A 16,573-nucleotide genomic window follows, 5' to 3' on the forward strand; every position below is an offset into this window, starting at 1 on the left:
TTAGGCGGCTGCAAACACGCTGTCGCGGCCCGACTCCCGCACTCTTCGCCATTTCGATTGGCGGCCAGTTTCGTGGCGAACCCTTTCGCCAGGCGCTAGGTTCTAAAGAACGCTCCCGACTCAATCAGCCCGGCCGTGCGGGCACAAGGAGAGACCAATGCCATCCCTGGACAGCCTGAATTGCCGTGGCAGCCTCGACGTTAACGGCAAAACCTACCACTACTACAGCCTCCCCGAAGCGGCGAAGCAGCTCGGCGACATCAGCCGTTTGCCGACCTCGCTCAAGGTGCTGCTGGAAAACCTGCTGCGCTGGGAAGATGACGTGACGGTTCGCGCCGATGACTTCAACTCGCTGGCGGTGTGGCTTCAGACGCATACCTCCGAACGAGAGATCCAGTACCGCCCGGCACGTGTATTGATGCAGGACTTTACCGGCGTGCCCGCCGTGGTCGATCTGACTGCCATGCGAGATGCGGTTTCCCGTGCCGGTGCCGACCCACAGCGGATCAACCCGTTGTCGCCGGTGGATCTGGTAATCGACCACTCGGTGATGGTCGACCGCTTCGGTACCGACAAGGCGTTCGAGCAGAACGTCGATATCGAGATGCAGCGCAACGGTGAACGTTACGAGTTCCTACGCTGGGGCCAGCAGGCCTTCGACAATTTTCGCGTGGTACCGCCGGGCACCGGCATCTGTCATCAGGTGAATTTGGAATATCTAGGCCAGGTCGTCTGGACCAAGGAAGAGAACGGCGAAACCATCGCCTACCCTGACACGCTGGTGGGCACTGACTCACACACCACCATGATTAACGGCCTTGGCGTCCTGGGCTGGGGCGTGGGCGGCATCGAGGCGGAAGCGGCGATGCTCGGCCAGCCGGTCTCGATGCTGATCCCGGAAGTGATCGGCATGCGCCTGACCGGCAAGCTCAACGAAGGCGTGACGGCCACCGATCTGGTGCTGACCGTGACGCAGATCCTGCGCAAGCACGGTGTCGTGGGCAAGTTCGTCGAGTTCTTCGGTCCAGGCCTGGATCACCTCCCCCTCGCCGACCGCGCGACGATCGGCAACATGGCGCCGGAATATGGTGCGACCTGCGGCTTCTTCCCCGTCGACCAGATCACCATCGATTACCTGCGTCTGACCGGTCGTGACGAAGACCGCATTGCGCTGGTCGAGGCTTATAGCAAGGCTCAGGGCATGTGGCGCGACACCAATTCGCCGGATCCGGTGTTTACCGCCACGCTGGAACTGGATCTGGCCGAAGTCAAACCATCGCTCGCCGGCCCGAAGCGTCCGCAGGACAGGGTAACGCTAGGCGATATCGGTGCAAATTTCGATCTGCTGCTGGAAACCAGCGGCAAGACGCAGCAGATCGACGCATCGTTCCCGGTTACCGGCGAAGAATACGGCCTCAAGCATGGCGCTGTGGTCATTGCAGCCATCACCTCTTGCACCAACACCTCCAACCCGAACGTGCTGATGGCCGCAGGCCTGGTGGCGAAGAAAGCGCTGGAGCGTGGCTTGCAGCGAGCGCCATGGGTGAAGTCCTCGCTCGCCCCCGGCTCCAAGGTAGTCACCGATTACCTTGAACGCGCTGGGTTGACCACCTACCTCGACCAGCTGGGCTTCAATTTGGTCGGCTATGGTTGCACCACTTGCATTGGCAACTCCGGCCCACTGCCTGACGCCATTGGCCAGGCCATCACCGACAACGATCTGGTGGTGTCTTCGGTGTTGTCCGGCAACCGCAACTTCGAAGGCCGCGTGCATCCGCTGGTCAAAGCCAATTGGCTGGCTTCGCCGCCACTGGTAGTGGCTTTCGCCCTGGCCGGCACCACGCGGATCAATATGGACAAGGATCCGATCGGCTACGACAAACAGAACCAGCCGGTCTATCTCAAGGACATCTGGCCGACCAGCGCGGAGGTGGACGAAGCGGTCAGCAAGATCGACGGACAGATGTTCCGCACGCGCTACGCCGATGTGTTCAGCGGCGACGAGCACTGGCAGTCCATCGAGTTCACCGAAGGCGACACCTACACCTGGAACAACAACTCCAGCTACGTGCAGAACCCGCCGTTCTTCGAGGACATCGGGCAACCCCTGACGCCGCCCGCGGACGTCGAGAATGCGCGGATTTTAGCCCTGTTCGGCGATTCCATCACCACTGACCACATTTCCCCGGCAGGCAATATCAAGGCCAGCTCTCCGGCCGGTGTTTATCTCCAGGAGCTGGGCGTGCAACCGGAGGACTTCAACTCCTATGGTTCCCGCCGCGGTAACCATGAAGTGATGATGCGTGGCACCTTCGCCAACATCCGCATCAAGAACGAGATGCTCGGCGGCGAGGAAGGCGGAAACACGCTGTACCAGCCAAACGGGGATCGCATGTCAATTTATGACGCCGCCATGCGCTACCAGGCTGAAGGCGTGCCGCTGGTGGTCATTGCCGGCAAGGAGTACGGCACCGGCTCCAGCCGCGACTGGGCCGCCAAAGGCACTAACCTGCTAGGCGTGAAAGCGGTGATCGCCGAAAGCTTCGAGCGCATCCACCGCTCGAACCTGATCGGCATGGGTGTATTGGCGTTGCAGTTCATAGGTGACCAGACTCGGCAAACGCTGGGTCTGACCGGTAACGAGAAGCTGTCGATCCGCGGTTTGAGCGCGGACATCAAGCCTCGCGAATTGCTAACCGTCGACATCGAGCGCGCCGACGGCACGCGCGACAGCTTCCAGGTCCTGTGCCGTATCGACACGCTCAACGAAGTGGAGTACTTCAAGGCCGGCGGCATTCTGCACTTTGTGCTTCGCCAATTGATCGAAGGTTGATCGGCGAGCCGCTACTGCGCCACACGAAACCCGCTGCAGAGCCTGCAGCGGGTTTTTTTATTTCAGCCGATTGTCGGGTTGACGCTTAAGTCCTTGGTAAATCAGCCGTTACGATGCTCAGCACACTGGTCACAGATTTGACGTCAAATTGACATCACTCTGAAGACGCCGATCAAACGGCCGGACCAGGACGATACATGTGGCTACGGCCACCTCGACTGCCAGGCGTACCCCTCATGCGAAACAACCAGCCCGTCACCCAGCGCGAGTATGCATTTCCCGATCAGCAACGGCTGATCTCAACCACCGATCTCACCGGCACCATCACCTACTGCAACGATATCTTTGCGGAAGTTAGCGGTTTTGAACGTGGCGATCTGATCGGCGCGCCGCACAACCTGATTCGCCATCCTGACGTCCCTTCGGCCGTATTCGCGCACATGTGGGCCACGCTCAAGGATGGCAAGCCGTGGATGGGGATCGTCAAGAATCGACGCAATAACGGTGACCACTACTGGGTCAACGCTTATGTCACGCCGGTGCTGGATGTTCAGCGCAAGGTCATAGGGTATGAGTCGGTCCGCACCAAGCCAACCCGTGAGCAAGTCGGGCGCGCCGAAGCGCTCTATGCACGACTCAACGCAGGGAAAAGTGGCGTTCCGCAGCGCGACAAGTGGCTGCCCATCGTAGTTAATTGGCTGCCTTTTATCGTCGTTAGCCAGATCGGTTTCATGATCGGCGCCTGGCACGATCATGGCTGGGGTTTCGCGCTTGCTGCTTTGCTATCGATACCACTCGGTCTCGCCGGCCGTCATTGGCAGATGCGCGGAATAAGGCGGCTGTTGCGTCTGGCCGAACAGTCGAACAGCGATCCGCTGATTGCGCAGATGTACACCGACAGCCAGGGTGACGAAGCACGGCTGGAGATGGCTCTGCTCAGCGAGCATGCACGCCTGAAGACCTGTCTGACCCGCCTGCAAGACAGCGCCGTACAACTGCAACAGCAAGCCAAGCGCGCAGAACAACTTGCCCACAGCTGTTCCGAAGGGCTGTCGCGCCAGCATCACGAGACCGAACAGGTCGCTGCGGCGATTACCCAGATGGCGGCTACAACACAAGAAGTCGCCAGCAACGTAGCACTGGCCGCAGAGGCAACCGAGCAAGCCAACCAGCTCACCGCGCATGGCCAGAAAATTGGCTCGGATACCCGCAAAGCCATCGAGCTGTTGGCCGCGGCCGTCACCGAAACCGGTGATGCCGTCTCCGCACTGGCACAGAACAGCAACGAGATCGGCACCGTCGTCGACGTGATCAAGAGCATCGCCGACCAGACCAACCTGCTCGCACTGAACGCAGCCATCGAAGCGGCACGGGCAGGTGAAAGCGGCCGTGGCTTTGCGGTGGTGGCGGATGAAGTACGTCAACTGGCCCAACGTACCGCAGCGGCCACCGGACAGATCCATCAGTTGATCGAAAAACTGCAACAGCAGGCACGTCAGGCGGTTGAGACGACAGAGCAAGGGCGCAGCCAGGCTAACCAAGGGGTCAAGCGGGTAGTCGACGCCGACAAAGCGCTGGTCGGCATCAGCGAGGCGGTGGGTCGCATCATCGACATGACCTCACAGATCGCCTCCGCTACCGAACAGCAAAGCGCGGTGGCCGACGAGATCAGCCAGAACGTCGGCAACATCGCCCGGCTCGCCGATCAGACCTCAGGCGACGCCCAGAGCTCAGCGCTGCTGTCAGAAGACCTCGCGGCCACTGCGCAGTCACAATACAGCCTGGTGGAACGGTTCAACCGGTAACTGAAGCGAGCGCCGGTGCGACATCATCATTGCCCGCCTACAGCATCGCTGTAGCGGGCATTCGGTGTTTACCGAGAAGGACAACCAAGGAATGCCGCAACGGCATCGGCGGCACTGTCCAGGTGTTGTCCGTGCGTGATTCCGGACCGCTTAAGCGGCTTGAGATCGTGGTCGGCCTCAGCCAGCCAATCAAGACGAATCGCCGCCGATAGGGCGTAGCCGGCCACGGTACTGCGGCAGCCCAGGGCGTCGCGTTCGCCCTGAATGATCAAGGTGGGCGTTTTCAGCTCCGCCAGGTGCGCCACGCGCGGCTTTTCCGGCTTGCCCACGGCATAGAACGGATAGCCCAGGCATACCAGCGCTTCAGCCGCGAGCTCATCGGCCAGCAAGCTCGCCATCCGACCACCCATCGACTTGCCGCCAACGGCCAATCGCCCTGCGGCCTGCTGTCGCACCGTTCGATAAACCGCACGCCATTGCTGCAGCAGTTGCGCCTGAGGATTGGGCGGCCGCTTGCGCCCGCTCTGACGTCGCTCAGCCATATAAGCGAACTCGAAGCGATAGACCGCGACGCCCCGCGCGACCAGCCGTTCAGTCATCTGGTCCATGAAAGGACTGTCCATCGGAGCGCCCGCTCCATGCGCCAGAATCAAGCTGGCACAAACCTCCCCTTCCGGTTGATCACGCCGGACGAATGGAATTTCGTCGCTCTGTGAGTATTGACCGGCGTCAATACCGGCCATTTGCCCAGTGCCCATCCTTGCCCCCGCTTTCTATTGAAAGAAATCTCTGCTCAGCGCAACAAAAAACATGCTCATTACCGTGGATGGAAGCCCATACATGAACACAGCAACCAGTACCGCCTATGACTACAAGGTGGTCCGCCAATTCGCCATCATGACGGTGGTGTGGGGAATCGTCGGGATGGGGCTCGGCGTTTTCATCGCAGCACAATTGGCCTGGCCGTTTCTCAACTTCGACCTCCCATGGACCAGTTTCGGTCGTCTACGCCCATTGCACACCAACGCGGTGATCTTCGCCTTCGGCGGCTGTGCATTGTTCGCGACCTCCTACTACTCGGTCCAGCGCACCTGTCAGACCACACTGTTCGCGCCGAAACTGGCCGCGTTCACGTTCTGGGGTTGGCAGCTGGTCATCCTGCTCGCCGCGATCTCCCTACCGCTGGGTTTCACCAGCTCCAAGGAATACGCGGAGCTGGAGTGGCCGATCGACATTCTGATCACCATCGTCTGGGTGTCCTACGCGGTCGTGTTCTTCGGCACCCTGGCCACGCGTAAGGTCAAGCACATCTACGTCGGCAATTGGTTCTTCGGCGCATTCATCCTGACTGTGGCGATTCTGCATCTCGTCAACAACCTGGAAATCCCGGTCACGGCGATGAAGTCCTACTCGGTGTATGCCGGTGCGACCGATGCGATGGTGCAGTGGTGGTACGGCCATAACGCCGTTGGCTTCTTTCTCACCGCTGGCTTCCTCGGAATCATGTATTACTTCGTGCCGAAGCAGGCCGAACGTCCGGTGTATTCCTATCGCTTGTCGATCGTCCACTTCTGGGCACTGATCACCGTCTACATCTGGGCCGGCCCACACCACCTGCACTACACCGCGCTGCCTGATTGGGCGCAGTCGCTGGGCATGGTGATGTCGCTGATTCTGTTGGCACCGAGCTGGGGCGGCATGATCAACGGCATGATGACCCTGTCCGGCGCCTGGCATAAGCTGCGCAGCGACCCGATCCTGCGGTTCCTGGTGGTGTCGCTGGCGTTCTACGGCATGTCGACCTTCGAAGGTCCGATGATGGCAATCAAGACCGTCAACGCTCTGTCCCACTACACCGACTGGACCATCGGCCACGTTCATGCCGGTGCGCTCGGCTGGGTTGCCATGGTGTCCATCGGTGCGCTCTATCACCTGATCCCGAAAGTGTTCGGCCGCACCCAGATGCACAGCATTGGCCTGATCAACGCGCACTTCTGGCTCGCCACCATCGGCACCGTGCTCTACATCGCCTCGATGTGGGTGAACGGTATCGCTCAGGGTCTGATGTGGCGTGCAATCAACGAAGACGGCACGCTCACCTACTCCTTCGTCGAAGCGCTTGAAGCCAGCCATCCGGGCTTTGTGGTGCGCATGATCGGTGGTGCGATCTTCTTCACCGGCATGTTGCTGATGGCCTACAACACCTGGCGCACCGTGCAGGCCTCCAAGCCGGCCGAATACGAAGCCGCCGCGCAGATCGCCTGAGGAGCTGACTGATGAAGAAGCACGAAATACTCGAAAAGAACGTCGGCCTGTTGACTCTGTTCATGATTCTGGCAGTGAGCATCGGCGGTCTGACGCAGATCGTTCCGCTGTTCTTTCAGGACGTGGTCAACGAGCCGGTAGAAGGCATGAAGCCCTACACCGCGCTGCAGCTGGAAGGCCGTGACATTTACATTCGCGAAGGCTGCGTCGGCTGTCACTCGCAGATGATCCGTCCGTTCCGCGCCGAAACCGAGCGCTACGGTCATTATTCGGTCGCCGGTGAAAGCGTTTACGACCACCCGTTCCTGTGGGGCTCCAAGCGTACCGGTCCGGACCTGGCCCGCGTCGGCGGCCGCTACTCCGATGACTGGCACCGTGCGCACCTCTACAACCCGCGCAACGTCGTGCCTGAGTCGAAGATGCCGTCCTATCCGTGGCTGGTAGAGGACACCCTTAGCGGACAGGACACCGCGGCGAAGATGAAAGCGCTGCGCACCGTTGGCGTGCCTTATAGCGAAGAGGACATCGCCGCTGCAGGAGACGCCGTCAAGGGCAAGACTGAGATGGACGCTCTGGTGGCCTACCTGCAGGTGCTCGGTACCGCGCTGCAGAACAAGCGCTGAGATCGACTGCCAGCTTTCGAGAACGACGCGCTGCAGGGCAGCCGTCAGGGAATCAACATCGCGGGCAGTTCGAGCGTTCGGGCTGCCCAGGAGTAACAGATGAACGCATTCTGGAGTGGATACATCGCCCTGCTGACGCTGGGCACTATTGTCGCTCTGTTCTGGCTGATCTTCGCCACCCGTAAGGGCGAATCCGAAGGCACGACCGACAAGACCATGGGACATTCCTTCGACGGAATCGAGGAATATGACAACCCGCTACCCCGGTGGTGGTTCATGCTGTTCATCGGCACTCTGGTGTTCGGCATTTTCTATCTGGTGCTCTACCCGGGCCTGGGTAACTGGAAAGGGGTCATGCCGGGCTATGAAGACGGCTGGACGCAGGACAAGCAGTGGCAGCGTGAAGTTGATCAGGCTGACGCGAAATTCGGTCCGATCTTTGCCAAATATTCCGCGATGTCTGTGGCGCAGGTCGCTCAGGACGAGCGGGCGCTGAAGATCGGTGGCCGGCTCTTCGCCAACTATTGCTCGGTTTGCCACGGATCGGACGCCAAAGGCGCGGTCGGTTTCCCGAACCTGGCGGATAGCGACTGGCGCTGGGGCGGCGACGCCGAGACCATCAAGGCGACTATCCTCCACGGTCGGGTTGCAGCGATGCCGGCCTGGGGCCAGGTCATCGGTGAAGAAGGCGTGAAGAACGTCGCAGCCTATGTACGCACTGGTCTGGCCGGTCTTCCCCTGCCAGAAGGCAGCGACGCAGACGCCGTAGCGGGTGGTCAGGTCTATGCTCAGACCTGCTCGGTCTGCCACGGTGCAAATGGGGAAGGCATGGCCGCCCTGGGCGCACCGAAACTGACCAACCCTGCCGGCTGGATCTACGGTTCCAGTCTGCCGCAGCTGCAGCAGACCATTCGTCACGGCCGCAACGGACAGATGCCTGCGCAGGAACAATACCTGGGCAACGACAAAGTGCACCTCCTGGCCGCCTACGTTTACAGCCTTTCGCAACAGCCGGAACGCGTAGCCAAGCAGTAACGCTTTACAGGGCGATACCCGGTATCGCCCTGTTCCCGATCAACTTTCTGGTATATGCGACGCTCTGTCGCAGACCGTCCACTCCCTCCTCCGTTTGCCCTTCCCTCCCGCTGCTCTAATATCCTTTCCTACTCGCCGAAGTTGCGCAGAACTATAAGGCGAAGCCCTCGATTCAACACATCGGCATGATGTGCTAAACGACCCTGCAAAAAGCATGGAAACCGCTTGAAGCCAGGGTCCGAACGGCATGAGACGGCCTGGGCCTTGATTGCATTGCCCCCCTCCTTTCTCCATACTTGCCGCCGTTTTTGCCCCCTTGAAATGCCATTAGCGTGGAAGCCTTGCATGAGCACAGCAATAAGTGAGACTGCATATAACTATAAGGTGGTTCGCCAATTCGCCATCATGACGGTGGTGTGGGGAATTATCGGAATGGGCCTGGGTGTGTTTATCGCCGCACAGCTGGTATGGCCTCAACTCAACTTCGACCTGCCTTGGACCAGTTTTGGTCGTTTGCGCCCTCTTCACACCAACGCGGTGATTTTCGCCTTCGGTGGTTGTGCCCTGATGGCCACGTCCTTTTACGTGGTACAGCGCACCTCTCAGGCCCGCCTGTTCTCGGATGGCCTCGCGTCATTCGTCTTCTGGGGCTGGCAGGCGGTGATCGTTCTCGCTGTCATCACGTTGCCGCAAGGCTTCACCAGCTCGAAGGAATATGCCGAGCTCGAGTGGCCAATCGACATCCTGATCACCCTCGTATGGGTCAGCTATGCCGTGGTGTTCTTCGGCACGATCATGAAGCGCAAGGCTGCTCATATCTATGTAGGTAACTGGTTCTACGGTGCCTTCATCCTGGTCACGGCGATGTTGCATATCGTCAACAACCTGGAAGTACCGGTGAGCTGGTTCAAGTCCTACTCGATCTATTCGGGTGCAACCGATGCGATGGTTCAGTGGTGGTATGGCCACAACGCCGTGGGCTTCTTCCTGACCACCGGCTTCCTGGGGATGATGTATTACTTCGTACCCAAGCAGGCTGGCCGTCCGGTTTATTCCTACCGCCTCTCTATCGTGCATTTCTGGGCATTGATCACCCTCTACATCTGGGCGGGTCCGCACCACTTGCACTACACCGCGCTGCCGGAATGGGCGCAGAGCCTGGGTATGGTGATGTCGATCATCCTGCTGGCACCGAGCTGGGGCGGCATGATCAACGGCATGATGACCCTGTCCGGCGCCTGGCATAAGCTGCGCACCGATCCGATCTTGCGCTTCCTGGTGGTTTCCCTGGCGTTCTACGGCATGTCGACCTTTGAAGGTCCGATGATGGCCATCAAGACCGTCAATGCGCTGTCTCACTACACCGACTGGACCATCGGCCACGTTCACGCTGGTGCACTTGGCTGGGTCGCGATGATCTCCATCGGCTCCCTGTACCACCTGATTCCGAAGGTCTTCGCTCGCGAACAGATGTACAGCATCGGCCTGATCAACGCTCACTTCTGGCTGGCCACTATCGGCACCGTTCTCTACATCGCTTCGATGTGGGTCAACGGCATCACTCAGGGCCTGATGTGGCGCGCAATCAACGAAGACGGCACGCTGACCTATTCCTTCGTCGAGGCACTGGAAGCCAGTCATCCGGGGTTCATCGTGCGGGCATTGGGCGGCGCTTTCTTCCTCGCCGGCATGCTGCTGATGGCTTACAACACCTGGCGCACTGTGCGTGTCGCCAAGTCGGCTGAAATCGAAGCCGCTGCGCAGATCGCCTGAGGGAACCGATAAATGAAGAATCACGAAATACTCGAAAAGAACATCGGTCTGCTGACCCTGTTCATGGTCCTGGCAGTAAGCATCGGTGGTCTGACCCAGATCGTTCCGCTGTTCTTTCAGGACGTGGTCAACGAGCCCGTGGAAGGAATGAAACCCTACACAGCGTTGCAGCTCGAGGGTCGCGACATCTATATCCGCGAAGGCTGTGTTGGCTGTCATTCGCAGATGATCCGTCCGTTCCGCGCTGAAACCGAGCGCTACGGCCACTACTCCGTTGCAGGTGAAAGCGTCTACGACCATCCGTTCCTATGGGGCTCCAAGCGTACCGGTCCAGACCTGGCCCGCGTCGGCGGCCGTTATTCGGATGACTGGCACCGTGCGCACCTCTACAACCCGCGCAACGTAGTCCCGGAATCGAAAATGCCGTCCTACCCTTGGCTGGTCGAGCATAGCCTCGACGGCAAGGACACCGCCGACAAGATGGTTGCACTGCGCAGCGTTGGCGTGCCTTACACCGAAGAAGACATCGCCGGTGCCAAGGATGCGGTCAAGGGCAAATCCGAAATGGATGCCCTCGTCGCCTATTTGCAAGTACTTGGCACCGCACTCACCAACAAACGGTAACGCACCATGGATATCGGGACTCTTCGCGGCCTGGGCACCATTCTTGTTTTCGTCGCATTTATTGGCGTCGTGCTCTGGGCTTATAGCAGCAAGCGCAAGAAAAGCTTCGACGAAGCAGCGAATCTGCCTTTCGCAGACGAGCCCGACGCCAAGAAGCGTGATGAAGAAGCTTCCAGGAGTAAGAAATAAATGACCTCGTTTTGGAGTTGGTACATCACCCTGCTGAGCCTGGGGACCATTGCCGCCCTGGTCTGGCTGCTGCTCGCAACTCGCAAGGGACAACGCCACGACAGCACCGAAGAAACCGTCGGCCATTCGTATGACGGTATCGAGGAATACGACAACCCGCTTCCGCGCTGGTGGTTCATGCTGTTCGTTGCCACAGTGATCTTTGCCCTTGGCTATCTCGTGCTGTACCCCGGCCTGGGCAACTGGAAAGGCGTGATGCCAGGTTACGAAGGCGGCTGGACGCAGGTGAAGGAATGGCAGCGCGAAATGGACAAGGCTAGTGAGCAGTATGGTCCGCTCTATGCCAAGTTCGCGGCGTTGCCCGTTGAGCAGGTTGCCCAGGATCCGCAAGCGCTGAAAATGGGCGGCCGCCTGTTCGCCTCCAACTGCTCGGTTTGCCATGGTTCGGATGCCAAGGGTGCCTACGGCTTCCCTAACCTGACTGACGACGACTGGCTATGGGGCGGCGCGCCTGAAACCATCAAAACCACCATCATGGGAGGCCGGCAGGCAGCCATGCCCGCATGGCGTGACGTGATTGGCGAAGACGGCATTCGCAATGTAGCCGGCTACGTTCGCAGCCTGTCCGGCCGCGATACCCCAGAGGGTATCAACGTCGACATTGAGCAGGGTCAAAAAATCTTCGCAGCCAACTGTGTAGCTTGTCATGGGCCTGCAGGCAAAGGCACTCAGGCGATGGGCGCCCCTGATCTGACCGACAACGTCTGGCTGTACGGCTCGAGTTTTGGACAGATTCAGCAGACCCTGCGCTACGGTCGGAATGGCCGGATGCCTGCCCAGGAACACATTCTTGGCAACGATAAGGTGCACCTGCTGGCAGCGTATGTGTATAGCCTCTCGCAAAAGTCGGAGGACTGATTCATCAGGCCTGGCGCGACCCAAGGTCGCACCTTTGTCCGACTGACGGGGCGTACCATTCGCAGCAGGTAAGCAAAAGATCCCGGCCGACATGTATCGGCCGGGACACTCACCCTCCGCCGTGGTACGCACTAGATGACTGAGCAGATCCCCGTTCGCAACGTAACACCTCCCTCCAAGTCCGAAGCATCGGGCGACCTCTACGCAGCGCGCGAAAAGATCTACACCCGATCCTTCAGCGGCCTGTTTCGCAACTTGCGACTCGTCGGTGGGGCACTGCTGTTCGTACTCTACTTTGGCACCGTGTGGCTGACCTGGAACGGTCGGCAAGCGGTTTGGTGGGACTTGCCAGAGCGCAAGTTCTACATCTTCGGCGCGACCTTCTGGCCGCAGGATTTCATCCTGCTATCGGCACTGCTGATCATCTGCGCATTCGGCCTGTTCTTTATCACTGTTTTCGCCGGGCGCGTCTGGTGTGGCTATACCTGCCCCCAAAGCGTGTTTACCTGGGTCTTCATGTGGGCGGAGAAGGTTACCGAGGGCGACCGGAACCAGCGCATGAAGCTCGACAAAGCTCCCATGAGCGCCGACAAATTTTTGCGTAAAGCGGCCAAGCATTCGATCTGGTTGGCGGTTTCCCTGGCGATCGGCATTACCTTTGTCGGTTATTTCACCCCGATCAGGGATTTGGTGCCTGATCTCGTGACGCTACAGGTGGGCGGCTGGGCGTTGTTCTGGGTGGGCTTCTTTACCCTCGCCACCTACGGTAATGCCGGCTATCTGCGCGAGCAGGTCTGCATCTACATGTGCCCGTACGCTCGTTTCCAGAGTGTGATGTTCGACAAGGACACCCTAATCGTCTCTTACGACCCGCGTCGCGGCGAGCGTCGTGGCCCGCGGAAAAAGGACGCCGACTACAAAGCGATGGGCCTGGGAGATTGCATCGATTGCACCATGTGTGTGCAGGTCTGCCCCACCGGCATCGACATCCGCGACGGCCTGCAGATTGAATGCATTGGGTGCGCCGCGTGTATCGATGCTTGCGACACCATCATGGACAAGATGAACTACCCGCGTGGCCTGATCAGCTATACCACCGAGCACAATCTGTCCGGACAGAAGACCCATCTGGTGCGGCCGCGGCTGATCGGTTATGCCGTTGCGCTGACAGCAATGATGGGCGTGTTCGCCTATGCCGTCTCGGATCGCGCGCTGGTCAAGCTCGACGTCCTAAAGGATCGCGTGCTCTACCGAGAGAATGAGCAAGGACGGATCGAGAACGTTTATACGCTCAAGGTAATGAACAAGGCTCAAACCGAGCAGACCTTCATCATTGAAGCCGTTGGCCTGGAAGGCTTGAAATACGAGGGGCGCAACGAGATTCGTGCTGAGGCAGGCGAGCTGGTTACCGTTCCAGTGGAGCTGTCAATGGCACCGGAGCAGCTACCATCGAGCACTAACGAAGTCGTCTTCCACATCAGGTCGGTGGATGATTCCTCTATTGAAGATGAAGCGGAAAGCCGCTTCATTGGCCCAAGCATCCGCTAAACAGGTAGTTCATGAGCAATTCCGAGCACGAAAGCACACGTTGGTATAAGCAGTTCTGGGCCTGGTTCGTGATCGGCATTCTGTTGATGTCGGTCATCCTCGGCACCTCAATGCTGACCATTGCGATCCGCAATGCCGATACGTTGGTCTCCGACAACTATTACGATGCTGGCAAGGGTATAAACCAGTCACTGGAACGCGAGAAGCTCGCTGAGCGCCTGCAAATGCAGGCGCAACTCAACCTCAACGACGAACGTGGACTCGCCGAGCTCCAACTGAGCGGTGCGAGCCGCCCGCAACAGGTAATACTCAACCTGCTCTCCCCTACGCAGCCAGAACGCGACCGTCGTATCGTTCTCCAGCCCCAGGGCGATGGCTTCTATCAGGGACAGATGCAGGAGCCAGTCACCGGCAGGCGTTTCGTTGAGCTGCTCGGCAGAGAGGGCGACCAGGATTGGCGCCTGTTCGAGGAAGAGGAAATCGCAAGCGGTCAGACGATTGATCTGAGCTACTGACCGAACGATGGCAAGCCCCATTCCCTGCTACCACTGCGGGCTGCCAGTACCTGCTGGCAGTGCATATCACGCCCGCGTGCTGAACGAGCAGCGGGCGCTATGCTGTCCTGGCTGCCAGGCGGTCGCAGAGGCGATCGTCAAGGGCGGCCTGGAAAGCTACTACTCGCATCGCAGCGATGCATCTATCAATCCAGATACCCTGCCGCAAGCGCTTAGCGAAGAGCTGGAGCTGTACGATCGCAAGGACGTGCAAGCGCCATTCGTTCGCCATGAAGGTGAGCTGGCCGACGCCTCACTGATGATCGAAGGCATCAGCTGCGCCGCTTGCGGTTGGTTGATCGAAAAACACCTGCGCCGGCTCGACGGGATTTCCGAAGCCAGCTTGAATCTCTCCAACCATCGCCTGCGTGTGCGCTGGGATGACGCCGCCTTGCCGCTCAGCGAATTGCTCGCCGAGCTTCGCCGTATCGGGTATGCCGCTCATCCCTATCAAGCGGACCAGGCGGCGGAGCGGCTTGCCCAGGACAACCGTCGCAGCATGCGCCAACTGGGCGTAGCCGGTTTGCTTTGGATGCAGGTGATGATGGCGACCATGGCGACTTGGCCCGAATTCAACATCGACCTCTCGCCAGGCATGGACAGCATTCTTCGCTGGACCGCTTTGCTGCTGACCACGCCGATCGTCTTCTATTGCTGCACCGATTTCTTCAAAGGTGCACTGCGTGATCTACGCACCCGCCATCTGACCATGGACGTTTCTGTTTCGCTGGCGATTGGTGGCGCCTATGTCGCCGGTATCTGGTCGACGGTCACCGGTCAGGGCGAGCTGTATTTCGATGCGGTGGGTATGTTCGCCCTGTTTCTTCTGGCCGGACGCTTTCTCGAGCGACGCGCGCGGGAACGCACCGCCGCGGCGACCGCACAGCTGGTAAATCTGCTGCCGGCTTCTTGTCTGAAATTGGCTGCCAATGGCCAGACTGCACGGATTCTGCTTCGAGAGTTGCAACTCGGCGATCGAGTGCTGGTTCAACCCGGCGCGCTAATCCCGGCTGATGGTCGTATCCTCAGTGGACAATCGAGCGTCGATGAATCGGTCCTTACCGGCGAATATCTGCCGCAGGCTCGAGTCGTTGGCGATGCCGTCACTGCGGGAACCCTTAACGTCGAAGGCGCCCTGACCGTCGAGGTGCAGGCGCTGGGCGACAATACTCGGCTTTCCGCGATTGTCGGCCTGCTGGAACGCGCCCAGTCGGACAAACCGCGCCTGGCCGAGCTGGCCGACCGGGTTTCGCAGTGGTTCCTGGTGATCGTCCTGCTGACCGCCGCTGTGGTTGGCATTGTATGGTGGCAGATCGACCCGCAACGCGCGTTCTGGATCGTTCTTGCCTTGCTGGTAGCCACCTGCCCCTGTGCCTTGTCGCTGGCGACACCGACCGCCTTGACCACCGCCACTGGCACGCTGCACAAGCTTGGCTTGTTGCTCACCCGGGGGCATGTGCTGGAAGGCCTCACTCACATCGACACGGTGATTTTCGACAAGACCGGAACCTTGACCGAAGGTCGCCTGACCCTGAGTGAGGTGCGGCCACTGGCTGAGCTGGATGCCAACGTTTGTCTGGAGTTGGCCGCTGCCCTGGAAAACCGCTCCGAGCACCCAATTGCCCGGGCGTTCGGCCGAGCGCCCCAGGCAGCCGAAGCCGTAAACAGCGTTCCCGGCCTGGGTCTACAAGGTTCGGTCGGGGAACGTACGCTACGTATCGGTCAGCCCGATTTCGTAGCGGCTGGTTATGCCGGCGCAGCGCCCGAGATTCCCAGCAAAGAGGGCCAATGGTTGCTGTTGGGCGACACTCTGGGGCCTCTGGCGTGGCTGGTGCTCAACGACCGCTTGCGTGATGACGCCCCGGCTCTGCTCCAAGCGTGCAAGTCCCGTGGCTGGAAAACGGTTCTGTTGTCCGGCGACAGTTCACCGATGGTAGGCGAAATCGCTCAGCGGCTCGGCATCGAAGATGCACACGGCGGAATGACGCCAACCGACAAGCTAACTCACCTGCAGCGACTGCAAGCCAAAGGTCATCGCGTGCTGATGCTCGGCGATGGCGTTAATGATGCACCGGTCCTCGCGGCAGCCGACATCAGCGTGGCCATGGGTTCAGCGACCGATCTTGCCAAGACAAGCGCTGACGCTGTCCTGCTTAGCAACCGTCTCGACAGCCTGGTGCAGGCATTTAGCGTGGCGCGCCGCAGCCGCCACATCATCATCGAAAATCTGACCTGGGCGAGCCTGTACAACGGTTTGATCTTGCCATTCGCGGCTATCGGCTGGGTAACACCGCTGTGGGCGGCACTGGGCATGTCTGCCAGTTCGCTGCTGGTGGTGCTGAACGCGTTGCGGCTGAGCCGACTGCCGAGTCAGAGACGCCCCGACAGTCTGCCCTGACTGGCGTA

At 59.7% G+C, this 16,573-nt stretch carries 13 protein-coding genes and 1 pseudogene; 13 read left to right on the top strand and 1 reads right to left on the bottom strand.

Features of this window, described 5'->3' with window-relative positions:
• Positions 1-157 precede the first annotated feature (157 nt).
• The 3 genes and pseudogenes from acnA to ACQKIK_RS19490 all read left to right on the top strand — a co-directional run bounded on the left by acnA (position 158) and on the right by ACQKIK_RS19490 (position 4,638).
• Entirely contained in the window at positions 158-2,833 is a 2,676-nt protein-coding gene (gene acnA, locus ACQKIK_RS19480) for an aconitate hydratase AcnA (protein WP_499137154.1), read from the top strand.
• A 236-nt stretch (positions 2,834-3,069) separates the two neighbouring features.
• Positions 3,070-3,402 (top strand): annotated as a pseudogene (locus ACQKIK_RS19485) (PAS domain-containing protein); the annotation flags it as partial.
• A gap of 162 nt (positions 3,403-3,564) precedes the next feature.
• Positions 3,565-4,638, top strand: coding sequence for a methyl-accepting chemotaxis protein (locus ACQKIK_RS19490; RefSeq protein ID WP_499137243.1), 1,074 nt, complete (start codon positions 3,565-3,567; stop codon positions 4,636-4,638).
• 68 nt (positions 4,639-4,706) lie between these two features.
• Here the strand turns inward: ACQKIK_RS19490 and ACQKIK_RS19495 are convergent, their stop codons facing one another.
• The gene (locus ACQKIK_RS19495; RefSeq protein WP_499137155.1) at positions 4,707-5,396 is read right to left on the bottom strand and encodes an alpha/beta family hydrolase; all 690 of its coding nucleotides are present in this window, start codon (positions 5,394-5,396) and stop codon (positions 4,707-4,709) included.
• Between the two features lie 82 nt (positions 5,397-5,478).
• Between ACQKIK_RS19495 and ccoN (ACQKIK_RS19500) the strand changes: the two genes are divergently transcribed.
• The 10 genes from ccoN (ACQKIK_RS19500) to ACQKIK_RS19545 all read left to right on the top strand — a co-directional run bounded on the left by ccoN (ACQKIK_RS19500) (position 5,479) and on the right by ACQKIK_RS19545 (position 16,565).
• Entirely contained in the window at positions 5,479-6,903 is a 1,425-nt protein-coding gene (gene ccoN / locus ACQKIK_RS19500) for a cytochrome-c oxidase, cbb3-type subunit I (protein ID WP_046161162.1), read from the top strand.
• An 11-nt stretch (positions 6,904-6,914) separates the two neighbouring features.
• Complete coding sequence (gene ccoO / locus ACQKIK_RS19505; protein WP_127839132.1) at positions 6,915-7,526, top strand: cytochrome-c oxidase, cbb3-type subunit II; 612 nt, start codon at positions 6,915-6,917, stop codon at positions 7,524-7,526.
• Between the two features lie 99 nt (positions 7,527-7,625).
• Positions 7,626-8,561: a cytochrome-c oxidase, cbb3-type subunit III gene (ccoP, locus tag ACQKIK_RS19510; RefSeq protein ID WP_499137156.1), complete on the top strand. Its 936-nt coding sequence runs from the start codon at positions 7,626-7,628 to the stop codon at positions 8,559-8,561.
• A 345-nt stretch (positions 8,562-8,906) separates the two neighbouring features.
• Positions 8,907-10,334 carry a cytochrome-c oxidase, cbb3-type subunit I gene (gene ccoN / locus ACQKIK_RS19515; RefSeq protein WP_499137157.1) on the top strand — a complete coding sequence of 476 codons (1,428 nt, stop codon included), beginning with the start codon at positions 8,907-8,909 and terminating at the stop codon, positions 10,332-10,334.
• Between the two features lie 12 nt (positions 10,335-10,346).
• On the top strand, positions 10,347-10,958 hold the full coding sequence (ccoO, locus tag ACQKIK_RS19520; RefSeq protein WP_499137158.1) for a cytochrome-c oxidase, cbb3-type subunit II: 612 nt from the start codon (positions 10,347-10,349) through the stop codon (positions 10,956-10,958).
• Positions 10,959-10,964: 6 nt separating this feature from the next.
• Positions 10,965-11,147, top strand: coding sequence for a CcoQ/FixQ family Cbb3-type cytochrome c oxidase assembly chaperone (locus ACQKIK_RS19525; protein ID WP_019339290.1), 183 nt, complete (start codon positions 10,965-10,967; stop codon positions 11,145-11,147).
• A complete protein-coding gene (gene ccoP, locus ACQKIK_RS19530; protein ID WP_073300111.1) occupies positions 11,148-12,065 on the top strand; it encodes a cytochrome-c oxidase, cbb3-type subunit III in 918 nt (305 codons plus the stop codon).
• A 135-nt stretch (positions 12,066-12,200) separates the two neighbouring features.
• Positions 12,201-13,613, top strand: a complete 1,413-nt coding sequence (gene ccoG / locus ACQKIK_RS19535) for a cytochrome c oxidase accessory protein CcoG (protein WP_499137159.1) — start codon at positions 12,201-12,203, stop codon at positions 13,611-13,613.
• 11 nt (positions 13,614-13,624) lie between these two features.
• Positions 13,625-14,128 (top strand): FixH family protein, encoded by a 504-nt coding sequence (locus tag ACQKIK_RS19540; RefSeq protein WP_045427756.1) that lies wholly within the window; start codon positions 13,625-13,627, stop codon positions 14,126-14,128.
• A gap of 7 nt (positions 14,129-14,135) precedes the next feature.
• Positions 14,136-16,565, top strand: a complete 2,430-nt coding sequence (locus tag ACQKIK_RS19545; RefSeq protein WP_499137160.1) for a heavy metal translocating P-type ATPase — start codon at positions 14,136-14,138, stop codon at positions 16,563-16,565.
• Positions 16,566-16,573: the final 8 nt, after the last annotated feature.

Origin of the sequence: Pseudomonas sp. NPDC047961 (assembly GCF_050272435.1) — a bacterium.
Taxonomy (GTDB): domain Bacteria; phylum Pseudomonadota; class Gammaproteobacteria; order Pseudomonadales; family Pseudomonadaceae; genus Stutzerimonas.

Excerpts from the sequence above, each read along its gene's own strand:
- acnA (WP_499137154.1), top strand. The coding sequence starts at position 158 with ATGCCATCCCTGGACAGCCTGAATTGCCGTGGCAGCCTCGACGTTAAC.
- ACQKIK_RS19490 (WP_499137243.1), top strand. The coding sequence starts at position 3,565 with ATGATCGGCGCCTGGCACGATCATGGCTGGGGTTTCGCGCTTGCTGCT.
- ACQKIK_RS19495 (WP_499137155.1), bottom strand. The coding sequence starts at position 5,396 with ATGGGCACTGGGCAAATGGCCGGTATTGACGCCGGTCAATACTCACAG.
- ccoN (WP_046161162.1), top strand. The coding sequence starts at position 5,479 with ATGAACACAGCAACCAGTACCGCCTATGACTACAAGGTGGTCCGCCAA.
- ccoO (WP_127839132.1), top strand. The coding sequence starts at position 6,915 with ATGAAGAAGCACGAAATACTCGAAAAGAACGTCGGCCTGTTGACTCTG.
- ccoP (WP_499137156.1), top strand. The coding sequence starts at position 7,626 with ATGAACGCATTCTGGAGTGGATACATCGCCCTGCTGACGCTGGGCACT.
- ccoN (WP_499137157.1), top strand. The coding sequence starts at position 8,907 with ATGAGCACAGCAATAAGTGAGACTGCATATAACTATAAGGTGGTTCGC.
- ccoO (WP_499137158.1), top strand. The coding sequence starts at position 10,347 with ATGAAGAATCACGAAATACTCGAAAAGAACATCGGTCTGCTGACCCTG.
- ACQKIK_RS19525 (WP_019339290.1), top strand. The coding sequence starts at position 10,965 with ATGGATATCGGGACTCTTCGCGGCCTGGGCACCATTCTTGTTTTCGTC.
- ccoP (WP_073300111.1), top strand. The coding sequence starts at position 11,148 with ATGACCTCGTTTTGGAGTTGGTACATCACCCTGCTGAGCCTGGGGACC.
- ccoG (WP_499137159.1), top strand. The coding sequence starts at position 12,201 with ATGACTGAGCAGATCCCCGTTCGCAACGTAACACCTCCCTCCAAGTCC.
- ACQKIK_RS19540 (WP_045427756.1), top strand. The coding sequence starts at position 13,625 with ATGAGCAATTCCGAGCACGAAAGCACACGTTGGTATAAGCAGTTCTGG.
- ACQKIK_RS19545 (WP_499137160.1), top strand. The coding sequence starts at position 14,136 with ATGGCAAGCCCCATTCCCTGCTACCACTGCGGGCTGCCAGTACCTGCT.